At 68.6% G+C, this 16,264-nt stretch carries 16 protein-coding genes; 11 read left to right on the forward strand and 5 right to left on the reverse strand.

The genetic code is table 11. The annotated features are described in order from the left end of the window. The first annotated feature begins 91 nt into the window (after positions 1-91). Complete coding sequence (locus ACFVMC_RS04725; RefSeq protein WP_379206863.1) at positions 92-2,107, forward strand: MinD/ParA family protein; 2,016 nt, start codon at positions 92-94, stop codon at positions 2,105-2,107. A gap of 58 nt (positions 2,108-2,165) precedes the next feature. Here the strand turns inward: ACFVMC_RS04725 and ACFVMC_RS04730 are convergent, their stop codons facing one another. Next, positions 2,166-3,062 (reverse strand): LysR family transcriptional regulator, encoded by an 897-nt coding sequence (locus tag ACFVMC_RS04730; protein WP_379207828.1) that lies wholly within the window; start codon positions 3,060-3,062, stop codon positions 2,166-2,168. Between the two features lie 99 nt (positions 3,063-3,161). Between ACFVMC_RS04730 and ACFVMC_RS04735 the strand changes: the two genes are divergently transcribed. From ACFVMC_RS04735 to ACFVMC_RS04770, 8 genes are all read left to right on the forward strand, one after another. Further along, positions 3,162-4,088 (forward strand): EamA family transporter, encoded by a 927-nt coding sequence (locus tag ACFVMC_RS04735; protein ID WP_379207830.1) that lies wholly within the window; start codon positions 3,162-3,164, stop codon positions 4,086-4,088. Between the two features lie 93 nt (positions 4,089-4,181). After that, positions 4,182-5,366 (forward strand): RICIN domain-containing protein, encoded by a 1,185-nt coding sequence (locus ACFVMC_RS04740; RefSeq protein WP_379206865.1) that lies wholly within the window; start codon positions 4,182-4,184, stop codon positions 5,364-5,366. Positions 5,367-5,617: 251 nt separating this feature from the next. Then, on the forward strand, positions 5,618-7,357 hold the full coding sequence (locus tag ACFVMC_RS04745) for an FAD-dependent oxidoreductase (RefSeq protein WP_379206867.1): 1,740 nt from the start codon (positions 5,618-5,620) through the stop codon (positions 7,355-7,357). 61 nt (positions 7,358-7,418) lie between these two features. After that, positions 7,419-8,060 carry a pyridoxamine 5'-phosphate oxidase family protein gene (locus ACFVMC_RS04750; RefSeq protein WP_379206868.1) on the forward strand — a complete coding sequence of 214 codons (642 nt, stop codon included), beginning with the start codon at positions 7,419-7,421 and terminating at the stop codon, positions 8,058-8,060. Between the two features lie 124 nt (positions 8,061-8,184). Further along, on the forward strand, positions 8,185-9,462 hold the full coding sequence (locus ACFVMC_RS04755; RefSeq protein WP_379206870.1) for a MurT ligase domain-containing protein: 1,278 nt from the start codon (positions 8,185-8,187) through the stop codon (positions 9,460-9,462). Next, positions 9,459-10,172, forward strand: coding sequence for a type 1 glutamine amidotransferase (locus ACFVMC_RS04760; protein WP_379206872.1), 714 nt, complete (start codon positions 9,459-9,461; stop codon positions 10,170-10,172). Before ACFVMC_RS04755 ends, ACFVMC_RS04760 begins: the two co-directional genes overlap by 4 nt. A gap of 171 nt (positions 10,173-10,343) precedes the next feature. Beyond that, positions 10,344-10,490, forward strand: a complete 147-nt coding sequence (locus ACFVMC_RS04765; RefSeq protein ID WP_379206873.1) for a hypothetical protein — start codon at positions 10,344-10,346, stop codon at positions 10,488-10,490. Continuing rightward, a complete protein-coding gene (locus ACFVMC_RS04770; protein ID WP_379206875.1) occupies positions 10,487-11,116 on the forward strand; it encodes a hypothetical protein in 630 nt (209 codons plus the stop codon). The genes ACFVMC_RS04765 and ACFVMC_RS04770 overlap by 4 nt, the downstream gene beginning before the upstream one ends. Position 11,117: 1 nt before the next feature. Here the strand turns inward: ACFVMC_RS04770 and ACFVMC_RS04775 are convergent, their stop codons facing one another. From ACFVMC_RS04775 to ACFVMC_RS04790, 4 genes are all read right to left on the reverse strand, one after another. After that, positions 11,118-11,735 carry a LysE family translocator gene (locus ACFVMC_RS04775; RefSeq protein ID WP_379206876.1) on the reverse strand — a complete coding sequence of 206 codons (618 nt, stop codon included), beginning with the start codon at positions 11,733-11,735 and terminating at the stop codon, positions 11,118-11,120. Positions 11,736-11,798: 63 nt separating this feature from the next. After that, the gene (gene recR / locus ACFVMC_RS04780) at positions 11,799-12,407 is read right to left on the reverse strand and encodes a recombination mediator RecR (protein ID WP_379206878.1); all 609 of its coding nucleotides are present in this window, start codon (positions 12,405-12,407) and stop codon (positions 11,799-11,801) included. Positions 12,408-12,415: 8 nt separating this feature from the next. Further along, positions 12,416-12,754, reverse strand: coding sequence for a YbaB/EbfC family nucleoid-associated protein (locus ACFVMC_RS04785; RefSeq protein WP_379206880.1), 339 nt, complete (start codon positions 12,752-12,754; stop codon positions 12,416-12,418). Between the two features lie 68 nt (positions 12,755-12,822). Then, complete coding sequence (locus ACFVMC_RS04790; protein ID WP_379206882.1) at positions 12,823-13,257, reverse strand: SRPBCC family protein; 435 nt, start codon at positions 13,255-13,257, stop codon at positions 12,823-12,825. Positions 13,258-13,536: 279 nt separating this feature from the next. On the opposite strand from ACFVMC_RS04790, the gene ACFVMC_RS04795 reads away from it, so the two are divergent. Together ACFVMC_RS04795 and ACFVMC_RS04800 are read left to right on the forward strand one after the other, a co-directional pair. After that, complete coding sequence (locus tag ACFVMC_RS04795; RefSeq protein WP_379206883.1) at positions 13,537-14,949, forward strand: FAD-binding oxidoreductase; 1,413 nt, start codon at positions 13,537-13,539, stop codon at positions 14,947-14,949. Next, complete coding sequence (locus tag ACFVMC_RS04800; RefSeq protein ID WP_379206884.1) at positions 14,946-16,262, forward strand: class I SAM-dependent methyltransferase; 1,317 nt, start codon at positions 14,946-14,948, stop codon at positions 16,260-16,262. Before ACFVMC_RS04795 ends, ACFVMC_RS04800 begins: the two co-directional genes overlap by 4 nt. The last annotated feature ends 2 nt before the right edge of the window (positions 16,263-16,264 follow it).

The following is a 16,264-nucleotide window of genomic DNA, read 5'->3' on the forward strand; positions in this document are numbered from 1 at the left end:
GCGTGGGCGCGGGCCACTGAACCGCGTGCTAGCGTGGATTCGCACTCAAGCGCCGAGCTCTCTGCTCGCTTACCGAGCAGATGGGGGAACCGTGACAAACAACGACCACAACTCGACCTCACCGCCCTGGCTGGCCGGGCCGGCCACGGAGACGGCGGAGGACATCAGCGAGTCGACCACCGCGCCGGAGGACACCTCCGAGGCAGCCGCCGAACCGGCGGCCGAGGCCGACAGCGCCGCCGAGGCACCGAAGCCGGAGCCCGACCCCTCGGCGCAGCCGGAAAGCGCCGGGCCCGCGGACCCGACCGTGTACGCGAGCAGTGCACCCCAAAGCTATGGCCCGCCCGAAGGTTTCGCGCCGCCACCGCCGCCCTACCCGACCGGCGCGCAGCCCGTGCCGGAGCCGCATCAGGGTCCGCGCTACGGCGATGACTACCGCCAGGAGATCGGCCCCGACGGGCTGGTCCGGCGGGTGCTCCAGGACCAGCCCGATGGCGCGCCGCCGCAGGAATCCTCGGACGGCCCGATCTACAGCTGGGCGCCCCCGCCCCCGCCGCCCATGCAGCAGCCGTCGTTCGCCCCGCCCGGCGTGGGCGATCCGAACGCACCCGGCCAGCCGTGGCCCGGCGGACCGCAGCAGACGTTCCAGCCGCCGGGGCCGGGTGGTCCGGGCTTCGCCGGACCGCAGGGCCCCGGCGGGTTCGCGCCCGGTGGTCCGGGCGGGTTCTCCGCGCCCGGTGGATACCCCGGCCCGGATGGCCCGGGCGCCGTCGGCGCGCCCGGCGGCCCGGGTGGGTACCCGGGTTCCGAAGGGCCCAGCGGTATTTCAGCGCCCGGCAGCTACACCGGGCCGGAAGGTCCAGGCGGCGTATCCGCCCCCGGCGGTCCGGGCGGCGGCTCGGCACCTGGCGGGTATCCCGGTTCCGAAGGGCCCAGCGGCATTTCAGCGCCCAGCGGCTACACCGGGCCCGAAGGTCCCGGCGGTCCGAGTGGATACCCCGGCCCCAACGGGCCGGGCGGCAGTTCCATGCCCGGTGGTCCCGGCGGGATGTCCGCGCCGGGTGGTCCGGGGCAGCCGTGGCAGGGTGGACCGTCGCCCGCGCAGCAGCAACCGTTCCAGCCGCAGCACATCAATCAGCCGGGACAGCCCGGGCATTCGGTCAATGACCTGAATCTGTTGAAGCGGGCCCGCAAGGCGCCGCGCAGCGGTTGGCGGCGCGCGGTGCACAAGGCGTCCGGCGGCATGATCAACCCGGGCGAGTCCGCGGCCGATGTGGTGTTCCGTGATCTGGTCGATCGGGTGAACCAGCCGGTGCGCGGCGACTACCGGATCGCGATCCTGTCGCTGAAGGGCGGTGTCGGCAAGACCACCACCACGGTCGGTCTCGGCTCCACCTTCTCCTCGCTGCGCGGTGACCGCGTCATCGCCATCGACGCCAATCCCGACCTCGGTACGCTCGCGCACCGGGTGCCGCGGCAGACCCGCTCCACGGTGCGCAATCTGCTCGAGGACAACCAGATCTCGCGCTACTCCGATGTCCGGGCGCACACCTCGCAGGCTCCGAGCCGCCTGGAAGTGCTTGCCTCCGAACAGGATCCGGCAGTGTCGGAGGCGTTCAGCGAGGCCGACTACCGCAAGGCGATCGGCATCCTGCAGTCCTTCTACAACATCATCCTCACCGACTGCGGCACCGGTCTGATGCACTCGGCGATGTCGGGCGTACTGGATATGGCCAGCTCGCTGGTGCTGGTCACCTCCCCCGCCATCGACGGCGCCCGTTCGGCCTCGGCCACCCTGGACTGGCTGGACCACCACGGCTACGGCAAGCTCGTCGAACGCACCGTGGTGGTGGTGAACGCGTCCCGCCGTGGCGCCTCCACCGTCGACCTGGACCAGCTGCGCAAGCTGTTCCTCGACCGGACTCGCGCCGTGCAGATCGTCCCCTTCGACGATCACCTCGCCGAGGGCGCCGAGATCGATCTGGAGCTGGTCAGCAAGCCCACCCGGCGCGCCCTGCTGGAACTGGCGGCCATGGTCGCCGACGACTTCGGTTTCGCGGGCAACCAGCCGTACCGCCCGGGCCCGCCGCCCATGGGCCGGCACTAGCTCGAATCCCGAAACCCGACGCCGCCCGGCAGTTGCACTGCCGGGCGGCGTTGTCGGCTCAGCCCAGCGTGATGTGCCGGGCGGCGGCTTCGAAGGCGGCCAGGACGGTGACGATGGCGGGCCGGTCCGCGGCGTGCGGCCGGGTGGCCAGTTCGTAGAGCCGGGCGGCGCGCACGCCGGACAGGCGCAGCAGCACCAGGTCGGGGTGGGCGACGGCGAAGCGGGGCATGAGCGCGATGCCGTAACCCGAGTGCACCAGGGTCTCGATGACGCGGAAATCGTTGAGGCGCTGGGCGATCCGCGGTTGCACCCCGGTCAGGGTGGCGATCGAGCGCAGCACGTCGTCGACCGGGAAGCCGCCGCGGACGCTGATCCAGGTCTCGTCGGCCAGTTCGGCGGGACTGACCTCGGTGCGGCCGGCCAGCGGATGATCCGGCGCGACCAGGACGTCGGTGGGTTCACGCATCAGCAGCCGGGTGGCGATGCGGGGCCCGGCCAGCGCGGGCGCGCGTTCGTCGCGGTGGGTCAGGACGATGTCGTAGTCGGCGAGCAGGCGCGTGGCTTCCGAAGGCGGGACGTCCTCGTCGCTGGCGATCACCTCGACGCCGCTGTCGGCCAGGGCGGGCAGCACGTGCGGGAGCAGCAGCGCCGCGCCGGACGGGAACAGCGCGACTCGGACCCGTCCGCGCGGTGACGCCCGGTAGTGCGCCATCTCGGCGGCCGCGCGGTCCAGCGCAGCGAGCACCTCGTCGGCGCGTACGACCAGGGCGTGGCCGGCGTCGGTGAGCCGGATGCGGCGGCCGTCGGGTTCGAGCAGCGGCACCCCGGCTTCCTTGGCCAGAACCTTCAGCTGCTGCGATACCGCGGACGGCGTCATGGTCAGCGCCGCGGCCACCGCGCCGATGGTGCCGCGATCGGCGAATTCGCGCAGGACCCGTAGTCGGTCCACCGACAGCATCGGCGTGCCCCTCCGTCAGATAGTGAAGTACACCTACATTATTACTGCAATTTATTTCGATTGTTCTGAAGCTTTTCGAATCAGACGATGAGTGACGTGAACAGTCGCGACCGCCTGATCGGCCTCTCCGTCGTCCTGCTCTGGGGCGTGAACTTCATCGCCATCCGGGTGGGCCTCGACCACTTTCCGCCCTTCTTCTTCGCGGGACTGCGATTCGCGGTGCTGGCGATTCCGGTCGTCCTGTTCGTGCCGCGCCCGCAGGTGCCGGCGAAGTGGTTGCTGCTCTACGGATTCGGCTTCGGCACCCTGCAGTTCGCGTTCCTGTTCAGCGCCATGCGGGCCGGCATGCCGACCGGCCTGGCCTCGCTGGTCCTGCAATCCTCGGCGCCGTTCACGGTGGTGCTGGGTGCGATCTTCCTGCGGGAGCGGCTGCGGCCGATTCAGCTGGCCGGGTTGGGTGTAGCGGTCGCCGGCATGGTGGTGATCGGCGTGGACCGGGCGCAATCGGCCGCCCTGTTGCCGCTGCTGCTCACCCTGGCCGGCGGATTGGGCTGGGCCTTCGGCAATCTCGGCTCCCGCAAGGCCGCCGCCGGTGGCGCGGTGAACACCATGCACCTGACCCTGTGGATGGCGGTGGTGCCCCCGATTCCGCTGTTCGCGCTCTCCGCTGTCGCCGAGGGACCCACCGCCGGACTGGACGCGCTCACCGATATCGGCGCGGCGAGCTGGTGGCCCGCGCTGATCGCCGTCACCTATATCGCCGTGCTGGCCACCGTGGTCGGCTCGGGCATGTGGACGTATCTGATGAGCCGCTACCCCGCGGGCACCGTGGCCCCGCTGACGCTGCTGGTGCCGGTGGTGGGTATGGGCGCGGCCTGGCTGGCGCTGGGCGAGCGGCCGTCGACGTGGGAGGTGATCGGCGGCGCGATCGTCATCGCGGGCGCGTTCACCGCGACCAGCGTGGGCACGCGGCCGTCGGCACCGGTCGTGGCCGAACCGGCCCGAGTCCTGGTCAAAGTCTGACCTGCGCGCGGAGCGAGCGAGGCAACCGGACGATAGGGTGATAGCGGTTTAACATCACGCGACTCCTCGTTCCCCGACCTGGAAGGCAGCGCGATGCTCGAACGGATTCCGGCCACGCGGCACCGCGCCGGTCTCGCGACGGCGCTCCTGGTCCTGGCGACCGGGGCGTGCGCCGCCCCCGAACCGGCGCCGCCGCAACCGCGCCCGGCCCGGCTGGCGCAGGCACCGCAGCCACCGCAGCGGATCGCGGAACCACCGAGCGGCGAACGTGGCGCCACTCCCAGCAGCTCCGTGTTCTATCGGATGGGCGGCGAGCCGCTGACCGACGTCACCTTCGGCATGACCGTCAGCACCGATCCCGGACGCGGAAATGTCTTCTGGTCCAATCAGTTCGGCTTCACCTCGCACAACGGCTACACCGGCATGCAGGCACACGCCGACGGCCGCGGCATGTTCGTCTTCACGGTGTGGGGCGCCGCGGACGCGCGACCGGGCAAGGACGGCGCCACCTGCCTCACCGACGCCGACGGGCTGCCGGGCCGCAGCTGCCGCATCGACAAGCGCTTCGCCCGCGATCACCTGTACCTGTTCCATCTGCTACCCGACGGCGACGGCTGGTACCAGGCCCGGGTCGAGGACACGACCGATCGCAAGACCATGACCATCGGCAGCATCAAGGTCGACTCCGGAGCGACCATCAAGCCCGACAGCCTGACCAACTGGGTCGACTACTGGGACTGGAACAATCGCGCCGCGACCTGCCTGGACGAGCCGTATTCGGTGGCGCGCTTCGAGGTGCCGCGGGCCAACGCGGGCAGCGTCACCGGTGCGGTGACCGAATCGAAGATCAGTGGCAGCTGCCCGAAGCAGGTGGAGGTCACCGTCGGCTCCGACGACACCGGCCAGGACAGCACCCACCGGCTCGGCATCGGCAACTCGGTCGGCGACCGGATCACCACCCCCGATGGCCGGTGCCTCACCGCGGGCGCGTCGAGCGCCGGGGTCGGCGGCTGCGATCGAAAACGTAATCAGGCCTGGGTCGCCGCCGCCGATCGCACCTTGCGCGCCGATTTCACCTGCCTGACCGCCACCGGTTCCGCCGAGGTCGAAGCCGCCGCCTGTGACGGCTCGCCCGCGCAGGAGTGGGCGCGCGTGCCCAACGGGCCGATCACCAACCGGGCCACCGAACGCTGCCTCACAGTGATCGAGGACTACACCGCGCTGCGACCGTGTGCGGGGTCCGCCGCGCAGCAGTGGACCGGCCCCGGCGACAAGTAGCCGATCGATCTCGGTCTGCCGGAAACCACCTCATCCGGGCGAGTTCTGCCGGTAGTCTTCCGCCGTACCTCCAGATCGGCCGGAGCGCTGCGTTTACCCGCCCCGGTCGGCCGCACTTCCCGCTCCATCCCCCAGGACCGCCGAGTCTGCGGTGATGGGGGTGGGTGGCCCACGAGCGGTTGACAACGCCGCTTTACAGTGGTGCGGCGGGGGACGTAGTGGCGGCACAGTCTAGGCAGCGAAGAAGCTCAATGGCAGAACACCGATGGACCGTTTCACGACGCTCGATACTGCGCGGTGCCGCGGCGGCGGGGGTGGTCTCGGCAACCGGCGCGATGGGCCGGGCCGGGGCGAATCCCGGTGGCCCACGGGTCGCGGTGTTCGGCGGCGGCGTCGCCGGATTGACCGCGGCGCACGAATTGGCCGAACGCGGCTTCCAGGTCACCGTCTACGAACGCAGAGCCCTCGGCGGCAAGGCCCGCAGCATTCCGGTGCCGGGCACCGGTTCCGGCGGTAGACCCGACCTACCCGGCGAGCACGGCTTCCGCTTCTTTCCCGGCTTCTACCAGCACATTCCGGATACCATGCGCCGGATTCCGTTCGCGGGCAACGCCCAGGGCGTGTGGAACAACCTGATCGCCGTCCCCGAGGCCCGCTTCGCCCGGCGCGGCGGCGACGATTTCCATCTACCGCTGGGCCGCCATGTCGCGGTCGCCACCACCCCCGAGGCCTTCCTGGAAACCGTCGGCGCCGCGGTGTCCACCACGCTGAAACTGCCCCCGGCCGAGGGCCTGTTCTTCGCCAACCGGCTACTGGTGTTCAACACCAGCTCCGACGCCCGCCGCATCGGGCAGTGGGAGCACATGTCCTGGTTCGACTATGTCGGCGGGCATCGCCGCTCGCACGAGTTCCGCGCGCTCATCTCGCGTGCGCTGACCAGCATCATGGTCGCGGCCAAGGAGGACATCGCCAGCGTGCGCACCATCGGCACCATGGGCGAGCAGTTCCTGGGCAATCCGCTCGAGGTCGGCAATGACGGCGCCCTGGACCGAGTGCTGAACGGCCCCACCAATGCCGCCTGGATCGATCCCTGGACTCGGCGGCTGTCCGAGCTGGGTGTGCGGTTCGAGCTCGGCGCGGAGGTGCGCGGGCTCGAGGTCCGGGATCGGCGGATCTCGGCGGCCCGGATCGTGTCCGGCGGCACGCAGCGCACTGTCGAGGCCGACTATTTCGTGGTCGCGCTGTCCGCCGAACAGGCATGCACCCTGTGGTCGCCCGACGTGCTCGCGGTGCGGCCCGAATTGGCCGCCATGGATCAGCTCTTCGTGGATTGGATGACCGGTATCCAGTTCTATCTGCGCGAACCGGCGACCATTTCCCGCGGCCACACCGCCTATGTGGACGCACCGTGGTCACTGACCTCGATCAGCCAGAACCAGCTGTGGACCTCGAAACTCACCGGCTTCGGCGACGGTTCGGCGCAGGACTGCCTGTCGGTGGACATCTCGGACTGGAACACCCCGGGCGTGCTGTACGGCAAGCCCGCCAAGGAATGCACCCACCAGGAGATCGCCCGCGAGGTGTGGGCGCAGATGAAGGCGCACGTCGGTGACGCGCTGCGCGACGACGCGCTGCACTCCTGGTTCCTGGACCCGGCCATCACCTGGCACAACGGCCGCAACAGCAACGCCGATCCGCTGCTGATCAACACCGCGGGCTCCTATCAGCACCGGCCGGAAACCCACGGTGATCTCGAAAACCTGTTCCTGGCAGGCGATTACGTGCGCACCAATGTCGATCTGGCGACCATGGAGGGCGCCAACGAGTCGGCCCGGGCCGCGGTGAACGCGCTGCTGGACGTGGCGGGCTCGAACTCGGAGCGCTGCCGCAAGTTCACGCTGTACCGCGCGCCGGAACTGGAGCCGCTGCGCCGCATGGACGCGGACCGCTACGCGGCCGGGCTGCCGAACTTCTTCGACACCCGGCTGTGATCGTCGGCTCACCGACCGGAATTCGGCTGCTCGCGTAGGTGTTCCGATGCTTCAATGACCTATGGGCGAGATCACGAATACGAACGAGATCACCGACCCGGCGGACCTGCGCCGCCTGCTGGGCGACCCGGTACCCCGCGCCGTCAGCAAGGAACGGGTGGCCCTGCATCGCAGGGACCGCGACTGGATCGCCGCCTCCCCGTTCCTCGTCCTGGCCACCAGCGACGCCGACGGGAACTGCGATGCCTCCCCGAAAGGCGACCCGGCGGGTTTCGTCCACGTCATCGACGATCACACCCTGGCCATTCCGGAACGTCCGGGTAACCGCCGCGCCGACGGCTACCTGAACATCCTGAGCAATCCCCATGTGGGCCTGATCTTCCTGGTCCCGGGCCGCACCGAGACGCTTCGAGTCAACGGCCGGGCCCGCCTGGTGCGCGAGGCCGCCTACTTCGACGACATGGTGGTACGCGGGCATCGGCCGATCCTCGCCGTCGAGGTCGATATCGAGCAGATCTTCTTCCACTGCGCGAAAGCGTTCCTGCGCAGCAATCTCTGGGATCCGCAGCGGTGGCCGGTCAGCGACCTGCCCTCGCCCGCGCAACTGGTCAAGGAACTCCAGCCGGAGGTCACCGAAACCGTCGAGGAACTCGAGCGGCATTACGCCCCGGCGAATTACGAAACCAAGCTCTACCAAAGCTGACACCGGCGCGGTATCTATTTGCGGCCCTCGCAACGCCCTCCGTGGTCACGCTCCGCTGCCGCCTCCGGGCGCTGAGCTCGCGCCGCGTGCGACGTCACACCACCGCACCTCATAGACTCGCCCCGTGGCAGACATAACGGTGCGTGGGCGGATCGCCCTGCGAGCTGCGGCGGCCGCGTCGTGGGCTTCGCAGCAGGCCGGTCGGGGCAAGGGGTCGATGATCGGCGGGCTGATCGCGCTGAAGATCGATCCGACCATCATGGACCAGCTCGGCCGGGGCCGGCGCACGGTGCTGGTCACCGGCACGAACGGCAAGTCGACCACCACCCGGATGACCACCGCCGCGCTCGGCACGCTCGGCCGGGTCGCCACCCAGGCCGACGGCGCGAACATGGACGCGGGAATCGTCGCGGCGCTGAGCGCGCACCAGGGTGTGGCCCTGGCCGCGATCGAGGTCGACGAGTTGCATCTGCCGCACGTCACCGATTCGCTGAACCCCGCGGCGGTGGTGCTGTTGAATCTCAGCCGCGACCAGCTGGACCGGGTCGGCGAGATCAATATGATCGAGCGGAAGCTGCGAGCGGGCCTGGCCCGGCATCCCGACACCGTGGTCATCGCCAACTGTGACGACGTGCTGATCACCTCCATCGCCTACGACCATCCGAAGGTGGTGTGGGTGGCCGCGGGCAGCGGCTGGGCGGTCGATGCGACCAGCTGCCCGCGCAGCGGTGAGCCGATCGTCTGGGAAGGTCAGCACTCGGGGACGGCAGGAGGCGAAGCCGACGGGGTGGGTAAGCACTGGCGGAGTACCGGTACGGATTTCGAACGCCCGCAACCGGATTGGTGGCTGGACGGCGATGACCTGCTCGGCCCGGACGGAATTCGCCTGCCGTTGACGCTCGCGCTGCCCGGCCGCGCGAACCGGGGCAATGCCGCCCAGGCGGTCGCCGCGGCGGTCGCGCTGGGCGCCGAACCGGCCAAGGCCGCCGAGGCGGCCGGGACGGTGCGCGAGATCGCGGGCCGCTATCGCACGGTCCAGGTCGGCGCGCACGAGGCCCGGTTGCTGCTGGCCAAGAATCCGGCCGGTTGGCAGGAGGCACTGTCCATGATCGAGCCCGGCTCGGCGGGCCTGGTGATCGCGGTGAACGGGCAGGTGCCCGACGGCGAGGACCTGTCCTGGCTGTGGGATGTGCGATTCGAGCATTTCGAGGGCGTGCAGGTGGTGGCCGCCGGTGAGCGCGCCACCGATCTCGCGGTGCGCCTGACCTACGCCGGCGTCGAGCACACCACGGTGCCGGATCCGCTGCGCGCCATCGCCTCCTGCCCGCCCGGGCATGTCGAGGTGCTGGCCAACTACACCGCGTTCCGCGACCTGAACCGCGACCTGGAGGCGCGCAAATGACCGCTGACTCGACCGTGCGGATCGGCCTGGTCCTGCCGGATGTGATGGGCACCTACGGTGACGGCGGCAACGCGCTGGTGCTGCGGCAGCGGCTGCGCATGCGCGGCCACGACGCCGAGATCGTCGAGATCACCCTGGCCGAACCGGTACCCGAGTCGCTGGACATCTACACCCTGGGCGGCGCGGAGGATTCGGCGCAACGCCTGGCCACCCGGCACCTGCAGCGCTATCCCGGCCTGCAGCGGGCCGCCGCCAAAGGCGCGCCGGTCCTGGCGATCTGCGCCGCCATCCAGGTGCTCGGCCACTGGTACGAGACCTCGAGCGGTGAGCGAGTGGAAGGTGTCGGCCTGATCGATGTCACCACCGCGCCGCAGGCGGTGCGTGCCATCGGTGAGGTGACGACCACACCGCAGCTGAGCGGTCTCACCGCCGCGCTCACCGGATTCGAGAACCACCGCGGCGGAACCACGCTCGGCCCGGATGCCACCGGCCTGGCCCGGGTCACCCGCGGGGTCGGCAACGGCGTCGGCGACGGATTGGAAGGCGTGGTGCAGGGTTCGGTGATCGGCACCTACATGCACGGTCCGGCGCTGGCCCGCAATCCGGAGCTGGCGGATCTGCTGCTGGCGCGCGCGCTGGGCGTTGCCGACCTGGAACCGTTGCGGTTGCCCGAAGTCGAGCAGTTGCGCCGGGAGCGCCTGCGCGCCTGAAAGGGTTTCGGACTCGCGACACACAGCGGAGGTCCCACGTCCGGATCGCGCACGGTGATAGGACCGTAGCAATACCCGATCTCGCCCAGGAGGTCACCGATGCGACTATCGACTTGCCATTCCTGCGCTTCCACGATCGACCATTGTCACGGAACCCTGATCCTGCACACTGTGCAACGACCCGAATGCACCGACGACAGCTGCGCTGATCCGAGCCACGCCCGGCACGACTTCGTCGTCGACTGCACCGTTATCGCGGGCGGCTGCGTCTGCGCCGCGGACCACGCGTCGAAAGCTGCCCGTAGTCTGAACAAGTGAACTACGATCTCCTGCTGCTGCCATCCGGCGCTGCCACCATCGCCGATGTCGACGAGTATCTGAGCACGCAGCAGGGGCGCACCGAGACCGAAACCGTCGCCACGATCGCCGCGGAACTGAACAAGCGCAATTCCGAATTGCCCGCCGCCGACACCTTCCTCGGTACCGAGTCCGTGGGCGGCGCACCGTCGGGCGCGGTACTGCATGTCTCCAGCCCGTACGACGCCATCGGTTTCGTGCGCAACCTGCTGTTCGAGCTGGCCACGCCCCGGGGCTACGCCCTCTACGACCCGCAGCTGGCCTGGCTGGTCGACCCGGCCGGCCGGGTCGAGGTCGCCGTCACCCACGGCGGCGCCGGCGAGTTCCCCTATCTCACCGAAAGCCTTCTGGCCCAGTGGATTCCGGAGCTGGCCGATCCGGCTCCGTTCCTGATCGCCGAACGCGCGCCGGAACACTACATCCAGACCTATCGCCTCGATGACGGTTACGTCGTCGAATACCGGGACGGCTCCGCGAAACGGCATTTCCGACTGGACACCGCCGACCCGGCCGAGGTCGCCGCGCTGATCTGGGCCTGGGCCACCGAGACCCCGCGCCCGGCGGACTGGACCCGCGTCAAGCTCTGACCTACTGGTTCTGCACCGCCAGTCGCCCGGCCAGGGCGATGAACGAGGCTCCGAACACCCGCCGCATCCAGGTGACGACCACCGGCCGCGTGATGACGTGGTTGCGCACCGCGGCCGCGAACGCGCCGTACACGGCGAACACCAGGAAAGTCGCGAGCATGAAAATGCCGGACAGCTCCAGCATCCGGACCAGGCCGTTGGGTGAACCGGCGGGCACGAACTGGGGCAGGAAGGCGAAGAAGAAGATCGTCAGCTTGGGGTTCAGGATGTTCAGCAGGATCGCGGAGGTGATCACCTGCCGCACCGAAGGCGCCTGCGCACCGTTTTGTTCCGGGACGGCCAGCGCGCCCTTGTCCCGGAAGGTGTTCCACGCCATGTACAGCAGATAGAGCACACCGAGGTATTTCAATGTCTGGAACGCGACGGCGCTGGCGTTGAGCAGCGCGGCCAGGCCGGTGATGGCGGCCAGCATGTGCGGGACGGTGCCGAGCGTGCAGCCGAAGGCCGCGATCACACTGGCGCGGGTGCCCCGGGACAGGCCCGCCGCCAGTGTGAAGAGCACTCCGGTGCCCGGTGTCGCGCAGATGACCAGTGTGGTCAGCAGGAATTCGAGGCTCACCACCGGCACAGTAACGCGATCGGGCGACAGCGCAACCCTGGAAGGTATTGCTGAACAATCTGTTCAGAGGGCGCGGCGACCGGAGAGCGCCCGGCCCAGGGTCAACTCGTCCGCGAACTCCAGATCGCCGCCCATCGGCAGGCCCGAGGCCAGCCGCGTCACGGTCAGGCCCGGGAAATCGCGGAGCATGCGCACCAGATAGGTGGCCGTCGCCTCGCCCTCGGTATTCGGGTCGGTCGCGATGATCACCTCGCTGACGTCGACGCCGTCCTGCTGATTTCCGATGCGCGCCAACAGTTCCCGGATCCGGAGCTGATCCGGGCCGACACCGCTGAGCGGGTCCAGCGCGCCACCGAGCACGTGGTAGCGACCGCGGAATTCGCGGGTGCGCTCGATGGCCTGCACATCCTTGGGCTCCTCGACCACGCAGATCATGGTGCGGTCGCGGCGCGGGTCGGCGCAGATCCGGCACAGCTCGTTGTCGGCGACGGTGCCGCAGACCACGCAGAACTGCACGCCGTCACGCACCTTCTGCAGCGCGGCGGTGAGCCGGTCGATATCCGGCGGCTCCACCGACAGCAGGTGAAAGGCGATGCGCTGGGCGCTCTTCGGCCCGACGCCGGGCAGTTTGCCCAGTTCGTCGATCAGATCCTGGACCGGACCCTCGTACAACGGTTACCTCAGAATCCGGGGAGGCCGGGGATGCCGCCGCCCATGCCGCCGGAAAGCGGGCCGAGCTTCTCGGCCGCGAGGTGCTGCGCGTTGGCCATGGCGTCGTTGATCGCGCCGATCACCAGATCTTGCAGACCCTCGACGTCCTCGGGATCGACGACCTTCGGGTCGATGGTCAGCGAGACCACCTCGCCGGTTGCCTTGATCTGGGCCTTGACCAGGCCATTTCCAGCCTGCCCCTCGACCTCCGACGCCGCGATCTCGGCCTGCGCCTCCATCACCGCCTGCTGCATCTGCTGCGCCTGGGCGAGTAATTGCTGCATATCGAACTGACCACCGGGTTGCACGGCTTCGTCCTTCGCGTCGGGGAAATGTCTGCCGCCGAGCCTAGCCCTTCGGCGGTATCGGGCTGACGTCAGCCGATTTCGCGCTTCAGGTTCGCCAGCACCTCGGCCTGGATCTTCTTCAGTCCGAGCGGGGCGAAGATGCCCTCGAAGATGCCCTTGACCCCGCCCGCGCCCTGCCAGGTGGTGCGCAGTGTGACCTGGGCGCCGGAGCCATCGGGGGTCACCGTCCAGGTGTTGACCATGGAGGAGTTCTTGTCCCGTTCGGTCACGATGGAATCGGCGACCGAGACCACGGCCCGCACATCGCGCGAGCGGGTATCGGTGGCCTGCAAGGTCCACTCGGCCACGGTGCCCGCGCCGACGCCGCCCTCGAGCACCTGGTAATCGCGGTAGTGCGAGCTGAGGATGCGCGGGCGCACCGTCTTGTAGTCCGCGATGGCGTCGAGCACACGCTGTGCGTCCGCCGCGACGACGATCGAACTGCTGGCGCTGACCTGTCCCACAATGAGCTCCTCTGTATCAATTTGCGGCGTTCGCTAGGCCCTGCGTGGTTACGCTTCGCTACCGCCTCCGGGCCTCGAGCTCGCGCCGCGTCCGGCTGCGATGACCGGACTCCATCCTGCCCTGCCGCCCTCGTAACCCGGCGTTCAGGGCAGGCTCCGAACAGGTTCGGTGAACCGGTGGGAAGTCGAAAACATTCCCGGTGCAACATATGCGTGACATTTCTTGCCCGTCGACAGCTTTCCGTGGCTGTCGGCCATCGTGCGTACTAGCGTCGAAGGGTGGCAGTGAGTCTGAACGAATCGGGTTTCGCAGCACATCAGGCGGGTGTGGACCGGCTCCTGGCGAGCTATCGCGCCATCCCCGCCGACGCCGACGTGCGGCTGGCCAAGAAGACATCGAATCTGTTCCGCGCCCGAGCGAAAAACCCCGCGCCCGGGCTGGATGTCTCCGGTCTCGCGAAGGTCATCCAGGTCGATCCGGAGGCCGAGACCGCCGACGTCGCGGGCATGACCACCTACGAGGATCTGGTCGCCGCCACGCTCCCCTACGGCCTCGCGCCGCTGGTCGTGCCGCAACTCAAGACCATCACACTGGGTGGCGCGGTCACCGGGCTCGGCATCGAATCCACCTCGTTCCGCAATGGCCTGCCGCACGAATCGGTCCTGGAAATGGATGTGCTCACCGGTGCGGGCGAGATCATCACCGCGACCCCGGACAACGAGCACGCCGAACTGTTCCGCGGTTTCCCGAACTCGTACGGAACGCTCGGCTACAGCGTGCGACTGAAAATCGAATTGGAGTCGGTGCAGCCGTTCGTCGCCCTGCGGCACGTGCGTTTCCACGATCTGCGCGAGCTGGAATCGGTGCTGGCCCGGATCGTCACCGAGAAGTCCTATGACGGTGAACCCGTCGACTATCTGGACGGGGTGGTGTTCACCGCCGAGGAAAGCTATCTGACGTTGGGGCGTCGGACCGATACACCCGGCCCGGTCAGCGACTACACCGGGATGGATATCTACTACCGATCCATCCAGCACGAATCGGGCATAAAGACCGATCGGCTGACCATTCACGACTACCTGTGGCGCTGGGACACCGACTGGTTCTGGTGCTCCCGGGCCTTCGGCGCCCAGAACCCGCGGATCCGGAAATTCTGGCCGAAGCGCTACCGCCGCAGCAGTTTCTACTGGAAACTCGTCGCGCTCGACCACAAATACCGCATCGGCGACAAAATGGAAGCGCGGCAGGGCAATCCGCCTCGCGAGCGCGTGGTGCAGGACATCGAGGTGCCGGTCGAACGTACGGCCGATTTCGTCGACTGGTTCCTGCGCGATATTCCGATCGAGCCGATCTGGCTGTGCCCCCTGCGGTTACGCGACGCCGCCCCGGAAGGCACCACCGAACGCCCCTGGCCGCTCTACCCGCTGCAACCCAACCGCACCTACGTCAACGCCGGATTCTGGTCCGCGGTGCCCACCGTGCCCGGACAGCCCGAAGGCGCGGCCAACCGCGCCATCGAACACAAGGTGACCGAGTTCGACGGGCATAAGTCGCTGTACTCCGATGCTTTCTATGACCAGGAAGAGTTCGCCGCCCTCTACGGCGGCGAACACTACACCGAACTGAAGAAACGCTACGACCCAGACCAGCGACTGCTGGATTTGTATTCGAAGGCGGTGCAACGCAAATGACGACATTCAAGGACCGTTCCGATGTCCTCGCGGATCTCGGAACCAAACTCAGCATTGCGGAAATCTTCGAGACCCTGATCGACGGCCCGATGCCGATCCGGTTCACCGCGTATGACGGCAGTGCGACCGGTCCCGAGGATTCGAAGTTCACCCTCGACGTCAAAACCGCGCGCGGCATCAACTACCTGGCCACCGCGCCCGGCGATCTCGGGATGGCCCGCGCCTACATCTCCGGCGATATGGTCGCCGAGGGCGTCCACCCCGGCGACCCGTACGAGATCCTGAAGGCGCTGGACAGCCTGAAATTCCATCGTCCGTCCGCGCTGGCGCTGGTCACCATCGCCCGCTCGCTGGGCTGGGAACGCCTGAAACCGGTCGCCCCGCCCCCGCAGGAAACTCTGCCGCGCTGGCGCCGGATCGCACTGGAAGGGCTGCGGCACAGCAAGACTCGCGATGCCGAGGCCATCCACCACCACTACGACGTCTCGAACACCTTCTACGAGTACGTGCTCGGCCCGTCCATGACCTACACCTGTGCGGTCTACCAGGACGAGAACTGGACCCTCGAGCAGGCCCAGGAGAACAAATACCGCCTCGTCTTCGACAAATTACGACTGAAGGCAGGTGACCGGCTGCTCGATATCGGCTGCGGCTGGGGCGGCATGGTGCGCTACGCGGCCCGGCGCGGGGTCGAGGTGATCGGCGCGACCCTGTCGGCCGAACAGGCGGAATGGGCGCAGCGCAAGATCGCCGAAGAGGGCCTGTCCGACCTGGCGGAGGTGCGGCATTCGGATTACCGCGATATCCCCGAGGGCGAATTCGACGCGGTCTCCTCGATCGGCCTGACCGAGCACATCGGCGTGCACAACTACCCGTACTACTTCGAGTTCATCAAGAGCAAGCTGCGCGACGGCGGCCTGTTCCTCAACCACTGCATCACCCGCCCCGACAATTCCCGCACCACCAAGGCGGGCGATTTCATCGACCGGTACGTGTTCCCCGACGGGGAGCTGATCGGATCCGGGCGGATCATCTCCGAGATCCAGAATATCGGCCTCGAGGTGCTGCACGAGGAGAACCTGCGCGAGCACTACGCCCTCACCCTGCACGAATGGTGCAAGAACCTGGTCGCGAACTGGGACGCCTGCGTGGCCGAGGTCGGCGAGGGCACCGCGAAGGTGTGGGGCCTGTACATGGCCGGCTGCCGCCTGGGCTTCCAGCGCAATGTGGTTCAGCTGCACCAGGTGCTGGGCGTCAAGCTGCCCCCGAACGGCGAATCCGGGCTGCCGCTGCGCCCCTGGTGGACGGCCTAGCG

This window comes from Nocardia sp. NPDC127579 (genome assembly GCF_042672005.1).
GTDB lineage: Bacteria > Actinomycetota > Actinomycetes > Mycobacteriales > Mycobacteriaceae > Nocardia.

Bases quoted from the DNA above. Each gene is read 5' to 3' on its own strand.
- ACFVMC_RS04740 (WP_379206865.1), top strand. From the start codon at position 4,182: ATGCTCGAACGGATTCCGGCCACGCGGCACCGCGCCGGTCTCGCGACG.
- ACFVMC_RS04745 (WP_379206867.1), top strand. From the start codon at position 5,618: ATGGCAGAACACCGATGGACCGTTTCACGACGCTCGATACTGCGCGGT.
- ACFVMC_RS04750 (WP_379206868.1), top strand. From the start codon at position 7,419: ATGGGCGAGATCACGAATACGAACGAGATCACCGACCCGGCGGACCTG.
- ACFVMC_RS04760 (WP_379206872.1), top strand. From the start codon at position 9,459: ATGACCGCTGACTCGACCGTGCGGATCGGCCTGGTCCTGCCGGATGTG.
- ACFVMC_RS04800 (WP_379206884.1), top strand. From the start codon at position 14,946: ATGACGACATTCAAGGACCGTTCCGATGTCCTCGCGGATCTCGGAACC.